The 18,996-nt window shown below is 55.1% G+C and carries 17 protein-coding genes and 1 pseudogene; 15 read left to right on the top strand and 3 right to left on the bottom strand.

Annotation, left to right across the window (positions count from 1 at the left end; genetic code table 11):
• Window position 1: 1 nt before the first annotated feature.
• Window positions 2-2,236, bottom strand: a complete 2,235-nt coding sequence (locus IPM31_07025) for a hypothetical protein (GenBank protein ID MBK9006733.1) — start codon at window positions 2,234-2,236, stop codon at window positions 2-4.
• A gap of 242 nt (window positions 2,237-2,478) precedes the next feature.
• Window positions 2,479-3,399, bottom strand: coding sequence for a ribonuclease Z (locus IPM31_07030; protein MBK9006734.1), 921 nt, complete (start codon window positions 3,397-3,399; stop codon window positions 2,479-2,481).
• A 177-nt stretch (window positions 3,400-3,576) separates the two neighbouring features.
• Between IPM31_07030 and IPM31_07035 the strand changes: the two genes are divergently transcribed.
• The 14 genes and pseudogenes from IPM31_07035 to IPM31_07100 all read left to right on the top strand — a co-directional run bounded on the left by IPM31_07035 (window position 3,577) and on the right by IPM31_07100 (window position 16,809).
• Window positions 3,577-5,910, top strand: coding sequence for a DNA translocase FtsK 4TM domain-containing protein (locus tag IPM31_07035; GenBank protein MBK9006735.1), 2,334 nt, complete (start codon window positions 3,577-3,579; stop codon window positions 5,908-5,910).
• Between the two features lie 62 nt (window positions 5,911-5,972).
• Window positions 5,973-6,842: a decaprenyl-phosphate phosphoribosyltransferase gene (locus IPM31_07040; protein ID MBK9006736.1), complete on the top strand. Its 870-nt coding sequence runs from the start codon at window positions 5,973-5,975 to the stop codon at window positions 6,840-6,842.
• Complete coding sequence (gene mvk, locus IPM31_07045) at window positions 6,839-7,792, top strand: mevalonate kinase (protein MBK9006737.1); 954 nt, start codon at window positions 6,839-6,841, stop codon at window positions 7,790-7,792. The genes IPM31_07040 and mvk overlap by 4 nt, the downstream gene beginning before the upstream one ends.
• Window positions 7,789-8,397 (top strand): CPBP family intramembrane metalloprotease, encoded by a 609-nt coding sequence (locus IPM31_07050; GenBank protein MBK9006738.1) that lies wholly within the window; start codon window positions 7,789-7,791, stop codon window positions 8,395-8,397. Before mvk ends, IPM31_07050 begins: the two co-directional genes overlap by 4 nt.
• 73 nt (window positions 8,398-8,470) lie before the next feature.
• The gene (locus IPM31_07055; GenBank protein ID MBK9006739.1) at window positions 8,471-9,622 is read left to right on the top strand and encodes a WD40 repeat domain-containing protein; all 1,152 of its coding nucleotides are present in this window, start codon (window positions 8,471-8,473) and stop codon (window positions 9,620-9,622) included.
• A 176-nt stretch (window positions 9,623-9,798) separates the two neighbouring features.
• Window positions 9,799-10,197, top strand: coding sequence for a hypothetical protein (locus tag IPM31_07060; protein ID MBK9006740.1), 399 nt, complete (start codon window positions 9,799-9,801; stop codon window positions 10,195-10,197).
• Window positions 10,190-10,546, top strand: a complete 357-nt coding sequence (locus tag IPM31_07065; protein ID MBK9006741.1) for a DUF5615 family PIN-like protein — start codon at window positions 10,190-10,192, stop codon at window positions 10,544-10,546. The genes IPM31_07060 and IPM31_07065 overlap by 8 nt, the downstream gene beginning before the upstream one ends.
• Window positions 10,547-10,874: 328 nt before the next feature.
• Complete coding sequence (locus IPM31_07070) at window positions 10,875-11,882, top strand: IS110 family transposase (GenBank protein ID MBK9006742.1); 1,008 nt, start codon at window positions 10,875-10,877, stop codon at window positions 11,880-11,882.
• Window positions 11,883-12,034: 152 nt separating this feature from the next.
• Window positions 12,035-13,176, top strand: a pseudogene (locus IPM31_07075) (ISAs1 family transposase).
• 40 nt (window positions 13,177-13,216) lie between these two features.
• Window positions 13,217-13,960: a 23S rRNA (guanosine(2251)-2'-O)-methyltransferase RlmB gene (gene rlmB, locus IPM31_07080; GenBank protein ID MBK9006743.1), complete on the top strand. Its 744-nt coding sequence runs from the start codon at window positions 13,217-13,219 to the stop codon at window positions 13,958-13,960.
• Between the two features lie 28 nt (window positions 13,961-13,988).
• Window positions 13,989-15,326: a glycoside hydrolase family 1 protein gene (locus IPM31_07085; protein MBK9006744.1), complete on the top strand. Its 1,338-nt coding sequence runs from the start codon at window positions 13,989-13,991 to the stop codon at window positions 15,324-15,326.
• Window positions 15,327-15,367: 41 nt separating this feature from the next.
• Window positions 15,368-15,613 carry a DUF4258 domain-containing protein gene (locus tag IPM31_07090; GenBank protein MBK9006745.1) on the top strand — a complete coding sequence of 82 codons (246 nt, stop codon included), beginning with the start codon at window positions 15,368-15,370 and terminating at the stop codon, window positions 15,611-15,613.
• Window positions 15,610-15,810: a DUF2283 domain-containing protein gene (locus tag IPM31_07095; GenBank protein ID MBK9006746.1), complete on the top strand. Its 201-nt coding sequence runs from the start codon at window positions 15,610-15,612 to the stop codon at window positions 15,808-15,810. Before IPM31_07090 ends, IPM31_07095 begins: the two co-directional genes overlap by 4 nt.
• A 54-nt stretch (window positions 15,811-15,864) precedes the next feature.
• Window positions 15,865-16,809 carry a phosphotransferase gene (locus tag IPM31_07100; GenBank protein ID MBK9006747.1) on the top strand — a complete coding sequence of 315 codons (945 nt, stop codon included), beginning with the start codon at window positions 15,865-15,867 and terminating at the stop codon, window positions 16,807-16,809.
• A 36-nt stretch (window positions 16,810-16,845) separates the two neighbouring features.
• On the opposite strand, the gene IPM31_07105 is transcribed toward IPM31_07100, so the two are convergent.
• Window positions 16,846-17,007 (bottom strand): hypothetical protein, encoded by a 162-nt coding sequence (locus tag IPM31_07105; GenBank protein MBK9006748.1) that lies wholly within the window; start codon window positions 17,005-17,007, stop codon window positions 16,846-16,848.
• Between the two features lie 156 nt (window positions 17,008-17,163).
• On the opposite strand from IPM31_07105, the gene IPM31_07110 reads away from it, so the two are divergent.
• A complete protein-coding gene (locus tag IPM31_07110) occupies window positions 17,164-18,927 on the top strand; it encodes an ABC transporter ATP-binding protein (protein ID MBK9006749.1) in 1,764 nt (587 codons plus the stop codon).
• The last annotated feature ends 69 nt before the right edge of the window (window positions 18,928-18,996 follow it).

The following is an 18,996-nucleotide window of genomic DNA, read 5'->3' on the forward strand; positions in this document are numbered from 1 at the left end:
GTTATGGTAATGAGAGCGTTGCGTAGAATGAGAAGTGGAACGTGTCGCTTGTGTACGATGTCGAATACGTTGATGGCAGGGCGCCGAACGTATAACTGTAATGCCGCCCGGATCCAGACAATCCCAACCTGCCTGCCAGCGTATTGTTTTGCGGAAGGAAAACAAGCCAGTACGTGCCCGGCGATAGCGTCACCGGGGTCGTCACAACTTGCGTATTCCAACCTGCCACCGGGGTAAAGGCGGCGGTCTGTGCCATCAGCGCGCCCGGCGCGCTACCGGAGTTGTTGTAAATTCCCAAGCGCAGTTGCCCGCCAGTGGTGGAGACGTAATAACTCAGACTCTGAATGGTGGCGCTTTGCGAGAGCGTCACCTGTTGCGCGACCAGCCGGTTGCCCATGCCGGAATACCCCATGCTCAGCACACTCGTCTCGCCGATGGTGATGGCGCTTGAAGATGGCGTGACAGTTCGAGTTGGCGTGCGCGATGCGGTGGGGGTAAAAGTATTCGTCGGGACGGTTGTCGGCGTCCGTGTGTTGGTTGCGGTTGGCGCGATGAGGGTGTTCGTCGAAGTCGCTGTGTGAGTGGGTGAATTCGTTGGTAGAGGCGTGTTGGTGACGGTCGCGGTCAACGTGCTTGTATTAGTCGGTACGATGGGGGTGTCCGTTGGAGTCGCTGTGTATGTGGGTGAGTTCGTTGGTAGAGGCGTGTTGGTGACGGTTGCGGTCAACGTGCTTGTGTTGGTCGGCACGATGGGGGTGTTTGTCGGAGTCGTTGTGTGAGTGGGCGAATTGGTGGGTAGTGGCGTCATGGAGGGTGTGGTAGAGGCTGCCGAGCCCGTAGAGAAGGTGGCATAGAACGAAAAAGTAAAAGCGCTATTGGTTGGCGAGGTTGAATAGGTGGCAGGCAACGCGCCGAAGGTGTACGAATAATACCGCCCCGCGCCGGATGGATTGACGCGCCCTGCCAGCGTATTATTTTGAGGCAGGAAGGCAAGCCAGTAGGTTCCGGCCGTTAACTGAGTGGGAGTGACCACCGCTTGGGTATTCCACCCTGTAACCGGGGTGAAAGCCGCCGTCTGCGCCATGAGGCTCCCCGGTCCGCTGGCGACGTTGTTATAAATGCCGAGGCGCATCTGCCCGCCGGCGGTGGAAACGTAATAACTCAAACTTTGAATTGTGGCGGTTTGAGACAGCGTGACTTGTTGCGCGACCAACTGGTTTCCAAGCCCGGCATAGGCGTTACTCAGAACAGTTGTTTCGCCGATATTAAATGTTCCCGAAGACGAGGTGGGCGTGAACGTGAAGGTCGCTGTCGGTGTGCGGGAGGGGGTGGGAGAGAATAACCCGGTCGCGGTTGGCGTGCGCGTGAGGGTAGCGGTGGGGCTTGGGCCCGCTGTGGCGGTCGGTTGATTCGCGCAGGCGGGAGGCGGGTTGCTCGGAACCACAGTTCCATTCACAATGGACAACAGTTCGGCATCGGTGAGGCGCGGAATGCCCAAGAAGTCTACGGCGATCGCGTTCGCCAGCACACCGTTTGCCATTGTCCCCAGGTGTCCGTCTGCCACGCGGATGTTGTGATATTCGTTCCCCCACGTATAGGCGATCATCTGCCCGCCGAAGTTATACGATTGTCCGTTGTCCAGCGAACGGCATGCCAGCCCGCTGTGATACCCTGTCCATGAAGCGAAGGCTGTGCCTTTTTCGGTGGCAATATCCTGTAAACCGGCGTTATATTGGTTGACATACGTCCGGGTCGGCTCGTTCCAATTATCCTGCGAGATATCGACGATCAAAATATTGCCCGGCAGGATGCCGGCATCGATCATGCGTTGGATATTCGATTCGTACGTGGCAAGCAAGGCTGGGATATCCGGGGTGCTTCCGACCACGTAGACATCGTTCGAGCCGATCATGCTGATTACCCTGCCGATGTTTCCATTGTTGAAATCGTCGAGGATGTCGTCTGTTTGGGAGGTCATGTTGAGACGCACCGTTTCACCGCTCCAGGCGTTGTTGTACGGCTGGCAGGGCATCCCGCCGAAGTTGACGCCGCGGACAACCTCGAGAATCTCCGTCCACGTATAGGCGGTTGGTCCTCCACGATTGATGCACTGATAGGGCTGGGTGGCGCTATCGCCAATCACCCCCACGCCTGTGGGAATGGCAGACGCGGTGGATGGTTTAGAAACCGCTATCAGGGTTAAAACCAATAGGAAAATAACTGCTTTCTTAAACATGGCGCTTCCTCTATGAAATGGGACGAGTGGGCTGATCTTGCAATCGCCGAAATGTGCTTTGCTCCTCAAAGTCACTACATGACGATAAAAGAATTATAAAGGTACAAAGACAGCCTGAGTCTAGAGGAAGGTTACACCCCAACGATGACCCCGTGCCGCAAGGTTTACCTTGCGATTCGGCATTCTTTTACACGGGCTGATGCGATAGAGAACGCCCCCCACAGAATCGTGAAATTACTTTTTCACTCGTCCCGTTTGATCTGGAAGGTGTCGAAGTCTCGCGCCACCGAGGTGTTAGGGAAGATCTCCTGCGCTTCCTTTAACACATCTTTTTCACGATAGCGCCGCGAGATGTGAGTCAGGATCAATTTTTTAACCCCCGCCCGCTTTGCCAGCGCCGCGCTTTGTTTCGCGGTGAGGTGATGGAACTGCTTTGCCATCTCGGCTTCCTCGTCCAGGTACGTGGATTCGATCACCAGCGCGTCCGCATCTTTACACGCGTCGAGCAGGTTATCCGTGCGCCCCGCGTCGCCAACGATAACCAGTTTGACTCCTCTCTGGAGCGGACCCAGCACATCGTCTGGACTGACGCGTCTGCCGTCGGGGAGGCTGATCTCCTTCCCTGCGACAAGTTCCCGCCGTTCGGGACCAAACGGCACGCCGAGTTCCGTCGCTTTCTCGTTTAAAAATGGACGACGCGCCTTGCCCTCGAAAACATATCCGAGACAATCCGGTCCGCGATGGGTGACGGGGAAGGCGGTGATGGTGAAATCATCCGTTTCGAAGAACAGGCCGGGTTTGATCTCATTCAAATGAAGCGGCATCGGCGGCTGGTTGCCGCGCAAGACCACGCCGTACAACAGGTCATGCACGCGGTCTAGCGTGGAACGCCCGCCATACACTTCGAGTCGGTCGATCGCCTCCCAGCGCAGAAATGTGCTGAGCAAACCGCCCAAACCGAGAATGTGATCGAGGTGACCGTGCGTGAGCAAAATGCGCGAGAGGTTTTTGAACCCCAGCCCCGATTGCAAGATCTGACGTTGTGTGCCCTCGCCGCAATCGACGAGGAAGCGGTATTCATCGTGCTTCACCACCTGCGCCGAAAGTCCGCGCCTGGCAGAGGGGGCGGAGGCGGAGGTGCCGAGAAAAAGAATTTCAAACAAGGGTTTGTCCTCATAAACCAGCCACAGAGAACACAGGGAGCATTGAGGTTTCTTTTCTCAGAGTCTCTGCGCGCTCTGTGGCAAAGTGGTTGTTGATTTGTGCCGTCCTTGCGGCACGAACGGTTTTGACAATTCTACCCCAAAAGAAAAACAGACCATTTGTGCTATACTTCGAAAATGCCTCTCAAGATTCCGTTCATTTCGCCGAAATCAAACGCGAAGCCAAAAGGCAAGGCGGCGCATCCCTCGCGCGGGAAGGGCAAGCCGAACAATGCGCCGCAAAAAGGGCGGACGCCGCTCATCTCGCCTCCGACACAGCCGATGCCGGTCTCGTGGTGGGATTCACTTTCTGCCGAACGCAAACTCGATGTGGTCGGCGCGATCATGGCGGCAGTGGGGCTTCTCATTGGTTTGGTCCTCTTTTACTCGCAACGCAGTGTGGTCACCGGAAGCGCCACAATCTTTCTCAGCCAAATGCTGGGATGGGGCGTATACGTTTTGCCGGCGGGTTTGTTCCTGATGGGGGTGTGGCTGGTTGCGCGGCGTATCGAGAAACTGCCGCCGCTTTCTTTGGAACGCGCGTTTGGGCTTGCGCTCTTTTTCTTTTGGTTATTGGCGGCAATGCATTCCATCGTTGCGCCGGTGGAGTTGGCGGAGGAAGCCGCGTTGGATGGCTGGGGCGGCGGCTACATCGGCAGTCTGTTTGAACGGTTGTTATTCAACAGCCTCGGCACGGCGGGCGCGATTGTGGCGTTGCTGGCTTGGTTGCTGATCACGATCACGATGATCTTCGACATTTCAGTGGAGGATCTGTTCCGCTGGATCGCGCCGCTTGTTGGCAAGCTCCGCTTGCTATGGGCGAAGCAGGCTTCCCCGGCGGGTGAAGCGTTTTTGCCCGAAGGCGTCGATACCGCGTCGAACGGATTCACGCCTCTGCATCGCCCCGCGTCACCTGCTTTGGCGGCGGAGGCTGGCAAGCCGGTGACGACGGTTAAGCCTGCGGAAGCGGTCATCCAGTGGAGATTGCCGGATGTGAAAACGATTTTGGACTCGGGTTCGACGCCGGAAGTCAATGAAGAATTCATTCAAGGGCGTTCGCGCTTGATTCAGGAAACGCTCGCATCGTTCGGCGCGCCGGTGCAAGTGGTGGAGATCAACCGCGGACCGACCATCACGCAGTTTGGCGTGGAGCCGCTGTTCGTGGAGACGCGCAGTGGGCGCATTAAAGTGCGCGTGAGCAAGATCGCCTCGCTTGCCGACGATCTCGCGCTCGCGCTTGCCGCGCCGCGCATCCGCATTCAGGCGCCGGTGCCGGGGCATAGTTATGTGGGCATCGAGGTTCCGAACGAGGAAATGACTCTTGTGGCGTTGCGCGATTTGATCGAAAGCGAAAGTTTTCAGAAGAACAAAAACCCTTTGCGTTTTGCGCTGGGGCGCGATGTGACCGGCAACGCTATCAATACCACGCTCGAGAACATGCCGCATATGCTCATCGCCGGCACAACCGGTGCGGGCAAGTCGGTCTGTGTGAACGCGATCCTGACATGCTTTTTATTGCATAACACCCCGGACGATTTGCGCCTGATTCTGGTAGACCCTAAACGCGTGGAGTTGACCGGCTATAACGGCGTGCCGCACTTGCTCGCGCCTGTGGTGGTGGAGATCGACCGCGTGATCGGCGCATTGCAATGGATGACGCGCGAGATGGACAAGCGCTATCACATGTTCGCGCAGGTCGGCTCGCGCAACATCGCCGATTACAACGCCAAAATGAAATTGCAGGGCGGCAAGACGCTTCCATTCCTTGTGATCGTGATCGACGAACTGGCAGACTTGATGATGATCGCCCCCGGCGAGACCGAGCAGACCATCACGCGCCTCGCGCAATTGGCGCGCGCCACCGGTATTCACATGATTCTCGCCACGCAGCGTCCCTCGGTGGATGTGGTGACCGGTCTCATCAAAGCCAACTTCCCGGCGCGGGTTGCCTTTGCCGTCGCGTCGAACACCGATAGCCGCGTGATCCTCGACCAGCCCGGCGCCGAACGACTGCTCGGGCGCGGCGATATGCTCTTCCAGGCGCCGGATGCGCCGGCGGCGGCTCGCTTGCAGGGTGTGTTTGTCTCAGACCATGAGATTCAAAACCTGGTGGAGTTCTGGCGTAATCAAGCTGGCGCCGCCAACCCCTACGCCGCCGCGTCACAACCTGCCCTGGGGGGCATTCCAAAATCGGACGCGCCGCTCAAGCAGGGCGCGATGTTCGAGGAGATGAGCCCTGCCGACACAACGACTGACCCATTGCTGGTGGAGGCAATTGAGCTTGTCCGCAAAGAGGGACGCGCCTCGGTCTCGATGCTTCAGCGGCGGATGCGCATCGGCTATACCCGCGCCGCCCGCCTCGTGGATATGATGGAGGACAGGAAGATCGTGGGTTCGCCGGAGGGGGCAACTCAAATGAGGCAGGTGTTGGATTACGGTCAGACCGCGCCGCCGAAGGACGATGGGGCATGATGGCGCATAACTATTTGGTTACGACCTGACGATTCGCTTCCGCTCTCTGATATGATTAACGCATGATTTCAGCGCTCATCAAAACCATGCGTCCGCGCCAATGGACGAAGAACGGCTTCGTATTTTTTGCCCTCATGTTCGACAAACAATTGTTCCTGCGCGAACCGTTCCTGCGGACGCTGGAAGGCTTCCTCTTGTTTTGCCTGGCGTCCAGCGCGGTGTATCTCATCAACGATATTGCCGACGTGGAAGCGGACCGTAAACACCCCGAAAAGAAACATCGCCCCATTGCCTCGGGCAAACTACCCTTGCACGCGGCGCGGCTCGCGGCAATTGTGTTGGTCGCCATTGCTCTTCCGTTGGGCTATCTCCTTTCGCCGGCGCTTGCGGTCATTCTGGCGGTTTATCTCGCCATTAATATTTTGTACTCGCGCTGGCTCAAGCATATTCCGATCCTGGATGTGTTCATTGTTTCCTCCGGGTTTGTCTTGCGCGTGGCGGCGGGCGTGGCGTTGATCACGGTCGAGCGCTTCTCGCCGTGGTTATACATGATTACCACGTTATTCTCTCTGTACATTGGTTTCGGCAAACGACGCGCCGAAATGAGCCTGCTTGAAACCGGCGCGGGCTCGCACCGCAAAGTGTTGGATGGCTACACCCTGCCGCTCCTCGACCAGTTGATCACCATTGTTTCAGGCACGACCATTGTCACCTATTCGCTGTACACATTCACCGCGCCGAACCTGCCCGAGAACCACAGCATGATGTTGACGATTCCTTTTGTGGTCTACGGTATCTTCCGCTATTTGCAATTGATCCAAACCGGTCACGCGGCGGGCGCGCCGGACGAAGTGGCGCTCAAAGACCGCCCTCTGCAGGTCACAGTCGTATTGTGGGTGATCTCTGTGATCGCCATTTTTTACCGATCGTGAAAGCCTCCGCGCCGGGTAAGATCATCCTGTTTGGCGAACATGCCGTGGTCTATGGACGCCCGGCGTTGGCTGTGCCGGTTACCCAAGCCCATGCGGATGTGGAAATTCTCGATTCAGATGCGACGGGGATTTGGATCCACGCCCCCGGCATTAACCTCCGCGCCGAACTGAACGCGCTTCCCTCCGACCATCCCATTGCTTCAGTCATCCATAATTTTCTCTTCCTCTCGCGCGCCGGGAGAGGGGGGGGCGAGAGTAAATTCCCCAACCTTCAAATCAACATCACGTCTACCATCCCCGTCGCCTCTGGTCTCGGCTCCGGCGCGGCGGTGACGGTGGCTCTGCTCCGCGCGTTCTCCTCCCATTTAAAGTACCCAATGACCGAGGAAGAAATCAACGCCTTTGCCTACGAGATCGAGAAGATCCATCACGGCACGCCTTCGGGAATCGATAATACAGTCGTCACGTATGCCCGGCCCGTGTACTTTGTGAAAGCTAAGGGCGAGGGCAACATGATCGAAACATTCAAAGTCGGCGCGCCGTTCACCGTCGTCATTGGCGACACGGGCATCGCCGCGCCCACGAAGGAATCGGTGGCGGATGTGAGGAAACTTTGGGAGGCGGATCAAGCGAAATGGGAGCGCGTATTTGATCAGGTGGGAGCGCTTGCAGAAAACGCGCGAGAAAACATAGAAAGTGGAAATTGGAAAGTATTAGGCGAACTCATGAATCGCAACCACGCGCTCCTGCAAGAGATGACCGTCTCCTCGCCTGAATTGGACTCGTTGGTTGAGGCGGCGCGAAAGGCTGGGGCGGCTGGGGCAAAACTAAGCGGGGGAGGACGCGGCGGGAACATGATCGCGCTCGCGGAGGCGGAAAAGGCTGACGATATTTCATCCGCATTAATTTCTGCCGGCGCGAAGAACACGATCATCACGCAGGTTGCATGAAATGGATCGCGCCGGCGCTGGCGTATCTTGCGGTGTTTCTGGGGTTGTTTGTCTTTCATAGCGCGTGGGCGGCGTTGCTTGGCTTTCATGCGGCGATCCTCGGCTCGCTGTGGATTGCCCGACCGGGTATTCCGCTTTCAACGTTGCTCAACTATTCAAATAAAAAATGGATCGCGTTGAGTCTTTTGGTTTGCGGAAGCAGCGGCTTTGCGTTATTGCTTCTGTGGGATGTGTTCGGCATTGCGAACGATCTCCCGGCGCAAGTGGAAGCCCTGGGGTTGAACGCTCGAACATGGGCGCCGTTTATCGCGTACTTTGCGCTGGTCAACCCGTTCGTTGAGGAGTATTTCTGGCGCGGATATTTGGCAAGCGCAACGAAGCGCCTCCATCGTTCTGATGTGTTGTATGCGGGCTTTCATGCGTTGATTTTGATTCATAAAGTTCCCATCGTTTCGATATGCGTTGCGGTTGCCGCGCTGACATGGGCGGGCTGGTTTTGGAGACAGGTCGCGCGCGAAGAGGATGGCGGGTTGCTCGCGCCCGTGCTGGGTCATATGGCGGCAGATTTCACCATCCTGTTGGCGATCTACACCATGGCAACCTGAATTTTCAAACCAATCTCTACTCCTCTGGCATTCCGAAAGTCCAGTTTATAATCGCGTCACAATGAAGCCGCGAGTGCGAATTTTGATTGCAAGCCTGTCCTTGTGCGCCTGGTTGTTGGATGCCTGCACATTCTCGGTGCAGGTGGTGCCGACGCCGGGCGCCACCCTGCCCGCCACGCCAACCGCGTCTTCCACGCCTTTGCGCCTGCCTGCCACAGAAACACTCGAGCCGGGAGTGGTCGCGCCGTTTGCCACTCTCACTCCTGTGGCGATTCGACTCGATACGTTGAGCCTGCTTGAAATTTTCAATAACATCGATGTGCCTGAAACGGCGCGCGCGCTGGCGTTCTCGCCCGATGGCGAGGTGTTGGCGGGGACGGGGGGCGACGCGAACGATTTTACGATCCATCTATGGTATGCGGAAAGCGGAGAGGAGATCGGCGTGTTGGAGGGACATCGCGATATTGTGTGGAACCTTGCCTTTTCGCCGGACGGTTCGATGCTGGCATCTGTTTCGGGCGACGGCACAGCCAATATTTGGGATTGGCGCGCAGGCATCTTATTGCAAACGCTACAATTCCCCAACCAGGTAGGGACAGTCAACTTTTCGCCGAATGGCGAGACCATTGCCGTGGGCGGGCTTGACGATCCGCAATATCTCACAGCCGCGATCTGGATCTATTCCACCAGCGCGTGGAGGCCGCTGTTGAAGATTCCCGACTACGTGAACATCACCGCGATGGCGTATTCGCCGAATGGGCGCTGGCTGGTGGGCGGCGGCGCTTCGCGCAATGTGCAGGTCTGGCGGACAAGCGATGGGACATCCCTCTTCACGCTCAACCATCCTCACCCCTCGCTCGATGTTGCCATTTCAGTTGATAACGCTGTGGCGGCGACTGCCACCTGTTCGTTTGCCGTGGACGATGATTGCGCCGAGGGCGCGGTCTGGTTATGGGATTTAAACACCGGCAAACTGATCCAGCACTTGCGCGGCTTCCCAGACACTGTGGAGAACGTGATATTCTCGGCGGATGGTTCCCTGCTGATTGCCGCCTCGCGGGATGGGATGGTGCGCATCTACGATACGGCTACCTTTGCTGTCGTCTTCGAAGCCGATCCGCCGGGCGGCAACGGCGCGCTGGCGCTCTCGCCGGATGGGCGTTTTCTTGCCACCGGCGGCTCGAATGGGGAAGTTCGTTTGTGGCGGGTGGTGGTTCGCCCGTGAGTTGATTTTGTCGTGCGAGAGGGCGGAAGAGTTAACCACTGATGTTACGCACCGTCCCGCAGGTTGCCTCGCAGAACTCTGTTGAATCAATCAAACCTGCAGAACGTCTGCGTAAGGTGAGTTCATCGGTTCTTGACATCAAATATGATGTGATATATGATGCCGATGGAGGTCGTATGTCACGATATGCGCTCAGTCTCCCCCAACAACTCAAGAAGGAAGCCGAAGAATGGGCGGCGCGTCAGGGCGTGTCTCTCAACCAGTTCATCCTGTGGGCGGTCGCCGAAAAATTGGGATCGCTCCGCTCGAACGTGGATGACCCGAACTTTCCGCGCGTCACCTACCGACGAGGCGCCTCTCGCCGTCCGACGGCTGTTCTCAGCGGAACCGGCATTCGCGTCCAGACCATCGTGACCGCCGCCGAGAAGTGGAAGTTATCTCCCTCCGAAATTGCCGACCAATTCAACATCCCCGAAGCGCAAGTGAAAGAAGCGCAGGCATTCTACGATGCGCACAAAGAGGAAATAGACGCGGACATTGAGTCCGAATCCGCGTTGGAGCCGAGGGGTGGCTAAAGCGCGTTTGCATCTTGATGCAGACGCGTCCATCAAGGCGGTGTACAACGCGTTACGCGAGCGCGGTCACGACGTCACGCGCACCCCAAACGATTGGATACCATTCGACGCCGACGACAAAGCGCAATTGCTCAATGCGTCTGCGCAGGGACGCGTGCTCTTCACGTTCAACATCCGCGACTTTCTTGTCTTGGCAAAACGATATTCCACACATCATGGAATACTCCTTGCTGTGCAAAATCGTTGGACGATCCGTGAACTGATCGAATCGCTCGACCTTGCTTTGACTCAAACTGGAGATGATGATTGGCTTGGCGTGGTCCGATGGTTGAATGATTTCAAGAAATAGGGAGTGTCTAAACTTGAAGTGATGATATGTCACCCTGAGCGCTAGCGAAGGGTCTCCGAGATCATCGTGGAGATTCTTCGCCGCAAAGAACAAGAGCGCGGCTCCATTAGACTTGAAGTAGTATTGGAGTTGCCAAACAAGGGCTGAACAAGTCTAGAGCCGCTCACGAGGCAAACGCCGAGTCAAACTCAAATTCTGAAGCAGACCCAGCCCTTGTTGTGAACTATGCTTGATCGGTATTCAAGCCTGAAAGGCTAGTAATGGAGAATGCACGTTCACAAGTTGGCAAACCCAATACCCAAGTCCAAAAGAGGTTCAGAATGACAACATTTGTATCCTTTGTAGGTGTCGATATTGCATCCGCTTCTTTCATGGCCAGTGTTGGAACACAGCCCGGAAAGTCACGGTCAAACCAACGAAATTCGAGAATGACGAAAATGGTTTCGTCTCCTTTCTCGGCTGGTTGCAGGAACACAACCTGAAGACCGAAAGCACCGTGGTGTGTATGGAAGCGACAGGCGTCTATAGTGAAGGCTTGGCATACTTCCTATATGCCAGTGGTTATTCGGTGGCGGTCGAACCGCCGTTGAACATCCAGCGCAAGTTTCCTGTGAACGCTTCCAAAACCGATGAACTGGACTGCCAGTATATCGCCGAGTATGCCTGCCGCTATGCGGACAAACTCTCCTTGTGGAAACCGAGAGCCGAGATTTTGGAGCAAGTCAAGCTACTGTTGACCACGCGCCAGCACTTTTCGGTACAGTTGACGGGACATAAGAACGCCTTGCACGCGATCCACCGCAAGAAGGTCTCGTCTGAACTTGCCAAGCACTCTCACCAGAACATGATCGAGCAGATTACCAAGTCCATCAAAGAGATCGATAAGGAAATCCGTCGTTTGATTGAAAGCGATCCAACCTTCAAACAGACCCTGCTCTTGCTCATGACGGTGCCTGGCATCGGGCTGCAACTCGCCGCTCACTTACTGATCCTCATGCAGGAAACACTCGATCCAAGAAGTTTGGCGGCTTTCATCGGCATCTGCCCGATCAAGCATGAAAGTGGCTCTTCCGTCTACTCGGCTCCAACTTCACGACACTTTGGACCTCCAAAGTTACGCAAACTCCTTTATCTGGCGGCCTGCTCCGTGCGTACGCACAAAAGCAGTTTCAGCAATACTTTTACCGCAAAGTCGCGGATGGCAAGCACAAAAAACTGGTCCTCAACAACATCCAAAACAAGATCCTCAAGATTGCTTGTGCTGTCGTCCGCTCGCAACAACCCTACCTTCCCAACTATGTTGCTGTCAATCCCCTGGTTTTTCAAAAAACCTTGACGGCTTCATAGTATTCAGAATGACATCCTGTTGTGTTGGGATTACCTCGATATTAGGTACTCCCAAAAAGTAAGGGCAGACACACAGGTCTGCCCCTTAGGGCGATTGCATCTAAATTGAGGTAAAAAAGGGCTATCTTGAAGGAGGTAGCCATGACAAAGAAGCCATTGGAGGCGATCGCCGAGCATTTTAGCAAAGTGAGCGATCCGCGGGTGGATCGAACGAAGGAACATAAACTCATAGATTTGATCAGCATCGCCATATGTGCGGTGATCTGTGGAGCGGAAGGCTGGACGGACATTGAGCATTTTGGGCATAGCAAGATAGTCTGGCTGAGCACGTTTCTTGAATTGCCGAATGGTATCCCGTCGCATGACACTTTTGGTCGGGTCTTCTCGAAGTTGGATGCCCAACAGTTCCAGTTGGCGTTTTACGAATGGGTCTGGGCAGTCAATGAGATCATCCCAGGGCAAATCATCAATATGGATGGGAAGCGTTTGGGTGGCTCGCAGGATCGGCTACTGGGCAAACGAGCCATTTATATGGTCAGCGCTTGGGCGGAAGAAAACGAGATTGTTCTGGGACAGCGTAAAGTGGACGAAAAGTCGAACGAGATCACCGCCATCCCCGAATTACTCAAGATTCTGGCGCTTGCAGGCTGTATTGTGACCATAGATGCCATAGGAACCCAAACCAATATTGCCCAAACCATCGTCGCAGCTCAGGCAGATTATGTTTTGAGTGTGAAAGAGAACCAGGGGCGTCTGTTTGAAGATATTTCGGTCGTGTTTGCGGTCGATCAAGCCCACAACTTCAAATATGCTTCCCTGGACTATGACAAGACAGCGAATAAGGGACATGGGCGCATAGAAATTCGAGAATGCTGGAGTACCTCTGATCCTGCCTATCTAAACTTGATTCGTAACAAAGAAAACTGGCTGGTCTGCAAAGCATTGTCATGCTCGTGTGCACGCGGAACGTGGCTGGCAAGGAAACCAAAACAGTACGCTACTATATCTCCAGCCTGCCCAGTCACCCGAAACGATTGTTACATCTGGTGCGCAGACACTGGGCGATTGAAAATGAACTGCACTGGGTCTTGGATGTGGCTTTGCGGGAAGACCATAGTCGTGTGCGTAAAGATCAAGCTCCTGAAAACTTCGCCGTCCTTCGCCACATTGCGCTCAATCTGCTCAAACAGGAGAAAACCGCCAAAGGCGGTATGCATGCCAAGCAACTCCAAGCCGCTTGGAACCAGGATTACCTCCTCAAAGTCCTCGCCTCACCGATTTAGATGCGATTGCCCTATCTGCCCCTACGGTACAATCGGGGATATGAAAGAATTTATCTACTCCCGCAACGCCGTCTACGAAACCCTCCGCGCCAAACGCAGGGAGGTGCTCAAGATCGAACTCGCAGACAATGTGCAGATCAAAGGCAAACTTGCCGATGTGCTGTCGTTGGCTTCGCAAAGAAAGATTCAAGTCGTCAAAGCCAAACGCCCGCAACTGGATAAGATCCACGAACATAATCAAGGCATCGTTGCGGAGGTGAGCAAGTATCCGTATGCCGACCTGCTCGATATTTTGGAGAACGCGCGCAAGAAGAACGAGCCTCCGTTCGTGTTGTTACTCGATTCATTGAATGACCCGCAAAACTTTGGCACATTGATTCGCACGGCAGAGGCGACGGGTGTGCATGGCATCGTCATTCCGCTGGCGCACACGGTGGAGGTGACTCCGGCGGTGGTCAACGCCTCATCGGGCGCGAGCGAGCACATGCTCATTGCGCGGTCAAACCTCTCGCAAGCGATTGACACATTGAAAGAAGAAAATGTTTGGGTGGTGGGACTCGATCAGGACGGGGAAACGGTCGGGGCGAAGACTCAGCGTCACTTAACTGGATCAACCGCGCTCGTGGTCGGAAGCGAGGGCGAGGGCATCCGTCAACTCACGCGCGCGAAATGCGACATCGTGTTAAAACTTCCGATGCGCGGAGAAGTCGAATCGCTCAACGCGGCGGTGGCGGGGTCGGTGGCGTTGTATCTTGCATATCTTGCAAGGCAAGAGACTAGATGACTAGAGACTAGAAGACTAGGAGACTAATTTGCCTCAAGCAACCTATCATTTCCCGCGCGGATTTTTATGGGGGACGGCGACCGCCGCTCATCAAGTGGAAGGCAACAACACGAACAATCAGTGGTGGAAGTGGGAACAAGACGGTCACACGGACGGGACGTCTGGGCTCGCCTGCGATTGGTGGGGAGGACGCTGGAGGGAAGACTTCGATCGCGCCGCAGAGGGCGGACAGAACGCGCATCGCTTTTCGGTGGAGTGGAGCCGCATCCAGCCGACGCCCGACACATGGGACGAAGACGCGCTCGAACGTTATCGCGCCATGTTGCGCGGACTGCGCGAGCGCGGCATGACGCCGATGGTGACGTTGCATCATTTTTCCGATCCGTTGTGGTTGGCTGAACATGGTGGCTGGGAAACGGATGCGGTCCTCCCGTTATTTGAGAAATTTGTCCGCAAGACAGTGGAAGCGTTGAAGGAATATTGCACGGTATGGTGCACCATCAATGAGCCGAACGGTTATGCCTTGAATGGATATGTGGGCGGGGGTTTAAGCGGAAACTGGCCCCCCGGAAAAAACAGTTTAAGACTTGCTGTGCATGTGCTGTCAAACCTGGTACGCGCGCATGTCGTCGGGTATCACGCCATCCATCAAATCCAACCTGAGGCAAGGGTGGGGTTTGCACAGAATTATCGTTCCTTTGTGCCGCACCACTCATGGTCGCCAGTGGATAGGCTGTTGACCAAAAACGCCGACAATCTGGTAAACAAAACATTTCCGATGCCGCTGGCAAATGGAACGATGCGAACGCCGCTTGGCACGATCCGCATCCCGGAAGCCAGGGGCGCACAGGATTATTACGGTTTCAACTACTATTCGCGCAACCGCGTCACATTTGACCTGCGAAGACCTGAAACTTTTTTCAGCAACGGTTTTTTTGCGGACAATTCAGATTTCAGCGATAAGAAATTTCTCGTGAACGAACCCGATGGCATGTTTGAAGGCTTGAAATGGATCGTGCGGACTTTCCCGAACCTGCCCATTATCATCAGTGAAAACGGATTTCCCGATGCCGACGATAAAGTTCGTCCGCGTTATATGGCGCAGCACATTCATCAGATGTGGCGCGCCGTCAACTTCAATTGGCCCATCAAGGGTTATTTTCATTGGACGCTCGTGGATAACTTCGAATGGGATCAAGGCTGGACTCTGCGCTTCGGTCTGTGGGGACTTGATTTGGAAACGCAGAAGCGAATCAAACGCCCGTCGGCAGATCTGTACGCGGAGATTTGCAAAGAGAACGGTCTATCATCCGAGATGGTGCAGAAGTATTGTCCTGAGGTGTTCGAGAAGTTGTTTCCTGTTTGATTGAAAAATTAATTGTGGTAAACTGAAATCGACAAACAGAGATGCCCGAACCCATTTTTACTATCCACGCTAGAGATATGCTCAAAGAACGAGAGATTCTCGAACAATGGGTTTTAGATGCAATCAGTATGCCAGACGAAAAGAGCATTGAAAGTGATGGCAATACGCACTATTTCAAATCATTGCTCGAACGTGAGAATCGGATTTTGCATGTGGTTGTAAATGAAGGTGTCGAGCCAAACCGTATCGTAACTTTGTTTTTCGATCGGCGAAGGAGAACGAAATGAAACTGAAAATTGACAAGGAAAACGACGCTCTGTATTTTCGATTGGACGAAAGTGCGATTGTTGAATCGGAAGAGGTGCAACCTGGCGTCATTCTGGATTTTGACAAAAATAACCTGGTTGTTGGGATTGAAATCCTGAATCTGAGCGCACGGATTGGTCAGGAAAAATTAAACTTACTGCAACTCGAAACTGCATAGGCATGATTCATCGAGGACGGCGAAAGCCGTCCTTTTGATTCCTCAACATTTTATATGCTCTCTCTACCATCCGATTTCATCTCCACCATCACCAACACCTTCGGCGTGGACGGGGAGCAATTCCTCGCGGACCTCCCCGCGTTGATTGACGAAGCGTCGCAACGATGGGGTTTGACGAACATTCAGCCTGTCCCGAATCTTTCCTATAATTTTGTGGCATACGCGACATCACCCTCACCCCTAGCCCCTCTCCCTCAGGGAGAGGGGGACGTTGTGCTCAAACTCGGCATCCCGCGCGATGAGTTGACGAGTGAGATCGCCGCGTTGCGATTGTTCGACGGCGACGGAGCATGTCAGTTAATTGATGCAGATGAGGAAAAGGGATTTCTATTGCTGGAACGATTGCGCCCCGGCGTGATGCTGTCCACTCTCGAAGATGATGAAGAAGCGACGCGCATCGCGGCGGAGGGGATGAAGAGGGTCTGGCGCTTCGACTTCGCTGCGCTCCGCTCAGCGCGGAATAAATTTATCGAACTCCCCGATTGGTTCGAGGGATTGAAGCAGTTACGGAAAATGTTCAATGGCAGGACCGGTCCGCTGGATGAGAAACTTGTGGAGCGGGTGGAACGATCAACGAAAGATTTTTTCGCGGAGAATCACAGTCCCGTGTTGATGCACGGAGATTTTCATCACTTCAATATTTTGTCGTCGGAACGCGGGTGGTTGGTCATTGACCCGAAGGGAGTCATTGGTCCCGCGTGCTATGAGGTGGGTCCGCTGATGATGAACCCGTGGGAAATGTTGCCACGGGGAAGCAGGTTGAAGTCGCGGATCAAGAAGCGGGTTGACATCCTGCGCGAGCAGTTGGGGTTCGAGCGCGAGCGAATCATCGAGTGGAGTCTGGCGCACGCGATCCTCTCCGCATGGTGGGGGATCGAGGATCGGACAGGCTGGGAATATTCGATGCGGTTTGCCGAGATGATTGCTGATATTGAATGAAAACAGCCTCCCGTTTCGGAGGCTGTTTTTCTTGGTTTAGCCCATGCCCAGTAAGGCAAGCAAACCCACAGCGCCAACAATTAATGCCAACACTGCGCCGATCTTCTTGAACATATCCGTCGCAAGCGCTGGTACGAAGGCAGAAAGCCCGTACCAAAGAAAGAACAAAGCCGTACACCAAGCAGCAAGTATAGCCATTTCATACACTCCTAAAGTGGTTTTGATCGTCCGCGTGGACAATGCTAAATACGACAACCCTACTCCAAATCGGAAGTTGCGCATCCAGCGTGGTAGAATTTAGGCGCATGGTTCGCTCGCGGCAAGAGGAAAACGCCGCGAGGAACTTTTTCTGTCATGACTATTACAACCTCTACTCCTGCTGAATTTTCATTACAACGCGCCCACACTGCCGATCGCTCCAGCCCGGCTCGCTGGGTGTGGTCGCATGCCTCGCGGCATGGCTGGATCATTTTCATGATGGCGCTTGGCGCGGTGGGGAATGCCGGTCTTGCGGCGGTGGTGCCGGTGCTGACCGGCGACGCGTTCAACGCGATGCTCAAGCCCACTCCCGACACCAGCGTTCTTTTGCCGCTGGCGTTCACCATCGGTCTCTCGCAGATCATCCGCGGCGTGTTGCAACTGGGGAGGAACTTCGGCGCGGAATTGTTGGCGCAACACATGGAACGACAAGTGCGCGACGAGTTGTATCTTTCATTGCTCGGCAAGAGCATGACCTTCCACAACCTGCAACCCGTCGGCGACACGATGGCGCGCTCCACCAACGATGTGCGCGAACTCAATTATATGTTCAGCCCGGGGTTGAACCTTGTGGTGGGCTCGTTCGTTTTTATCCTCATGCCCATTTTCGTGGCGGGGCGATATCATCCCGCGCTGGTGATCACGCCGGTCGTTTTTACGGTCCTGTATTTCGTCTTCCTCGCGCGTTACCTCAAAACGCTTTCGCCGATCACCGACGAAGTGCGCGCCACGTTCGGGCAGATGAACACGCATCTCTCCGAATCGTTGGATGGCGTGGAAGTGGTGAAAGGCGCGGCGCAAGAGAACGCGGAAGTGGACAAGTTCGTGATGAACGCCAGCCGCGTGCGCGACGCCTTCGTGCGACAAGGCGACCTGGAGGGACGTTACATCGCCATGCTATTGCTCGGTTCTGCCTACGCTTTCGGGCTGTTTCACGCTCTTCTGCTTTTCCGCAGCGGGCAGATCAACGTCGGCGATGTGGTGGCATACTTCGGCTTGCTCTTGTTGCTCCAATTCCCAACCTTTGTTTCCACCTTTGCCTATTCGCAAATTTCATCGGGCATGTCGGGCGCGCGCCGCATTTTGGAATTGATCACCCGCGAGACCAACCTCGACCAGAACGCGCAGGGATACTCCGAAGCCATGAAAGGCGAAGTGGAATTTCAAAACGTCTCTTTCGCGTATGGCGCCGACCCCGAATTGGAAAATATTTCGTTCAAAGTCAAACAGGGACAAACTGTCGCCATCGTCGGACAGACCGGGGCGGGGAAAACCTCGCTCGTCAAACTCATCAACCGCACGTACGATACAACGCAGGGACGAGTGCTCATCGACGGCGTGGATGTGCGCGACTGGAATCTCGCCTCGCTCCGTTCGCAGATTTCCATGATCGAGCAGGATATCTTCCTGTTCTCCCGTTCCGTTAGCGACAATCTCGCCTTTGGCAAGCCCGGGGCAACCCGTAGCGAGATCGAAGCGGCGGCGAAGTCTGCCCAAGCCGATGATTTCATCCTGTCATTCGAAAAGGGATATGACACTGTTGTCGGCGAACGCGGGGTGACGCTCTCCGGCGGGCAGCGTCAACGTATTGCGCTCGGGCGCGCGTTTCTCACCGACCCGCACATTTTGATCCTGGACGACTCCACCTCCGCCATCGACTCTGCCACCGAAGACAAGATCCAACGCGCCATCTCCAACGCCGCGCGCGGACGCACCACCTTCATCATCACGCACCGCCTTTCGCAGATCCGCTGGGCAGACCTGATCATCGTCTTGCGAAAAGGAAAAATCGCCGCCATCGGCGCGCACGACGAGTTAATGAAAACCTCCGACGCGTACGCGAAGATTTTTAGGGAGTGAGATGCGCACAGGTAAACACGGATATGGCTTGTCTACCTGTCTACGTGTGTACGTGTCTCCTTTTCCACT

It is taken from the genome of Candidatus Defluviilinea gracilis (assembly GCA_016716235.1).
Taxonomy (GTDB): Bacteria; Chloroflexota; Anaerolineae; order Anaerolineales; family Villigracilaceae; genus Defluviilinea; species Defluviilinea gracilis.

What these genes read in the sequence shown, in the direction of transcription:
- IPM31_07060 (MBK9006740.1), top strand. Translation starts at nt 9,799, where the DNA reads ATGTCACGATATGCGCTCAGTCTCCCCCAACAACTCAAGAAGGAAGCC.
- IPM31_07050 (MBK9006738.1), top strand. Translation starts at nt 7,789, where the DNA reads ATGAAATGGATCGCGCCGGCGCTGGCGTATCTTGCGGTGTTTCTGGGG.
- IPM31_07035 (MBK9006735.1), top strand. Translation starts at nt 3,577, where the DNA reads ATGCCTCTCAAGATTCCGTTCATTTCGCCGAAATCAAACGCGAAGCCA.
- IPM31_07100 (MBK9006747.1), top strand. Translation starts at nt 15,865, where the DNA reads ATGCTCTCTCTACCATCCGATTTCATCTCCACCATCACCAACACCTTC.
- rlmB (MBK9006743.1), top strand. Translation starts at nt 13,217, where the DNA reads ATGAAAGAATTTATCTACTCCCGCAACGCCGTCTACGAAACCCTCCGC.
- IPM31_07090 (MBK9006745.1), top strand. Translation starts at nt 15,368, where the DNA reads ATGCCCGAACCCATTTTTACTATCCACGCTAGAGATATGCTCAAAGAA.
- IPM31_07025 (MBK9006733.1), bottom strand. Translation starts at nt 2,236, where the DNA reads ATGTTTAAGAAAGCAGTTATTTTCCTATTGGTTTTAACCCTGATAGCG.
- IPM31_07040 (MBK9006736.1), top strand. Translation starts at nt 5,973, where the DNA reads ATGATTTCAGCGCTCATCAAAACCATGCGTCCGCGCCAATGGACGAAG.
- IPM31_07095 (MBK9006746.1), top strand. Translation starts at nt 15,610, where the DNA reads ATGAAACTGAAAATTGACAAGGAAAACGACGCTCTGTATTTTCGATTG.
- IPM31_07110 (MBK9006749.1), top strand. Translation starts at nt 17,164, where the DNA reads ATGACTATTACAACCTCTACTCCTGCTGAATTTTCATTACAACGCGCC.
- IPM31_07105 (MBK9006748.1), bottom strand. Translation starts at nt 17,007, where the DNA reads ATGGCTATACTTGCTGCTTGGTGTACGGCTTTGTTCTTTCTTTGGTAC.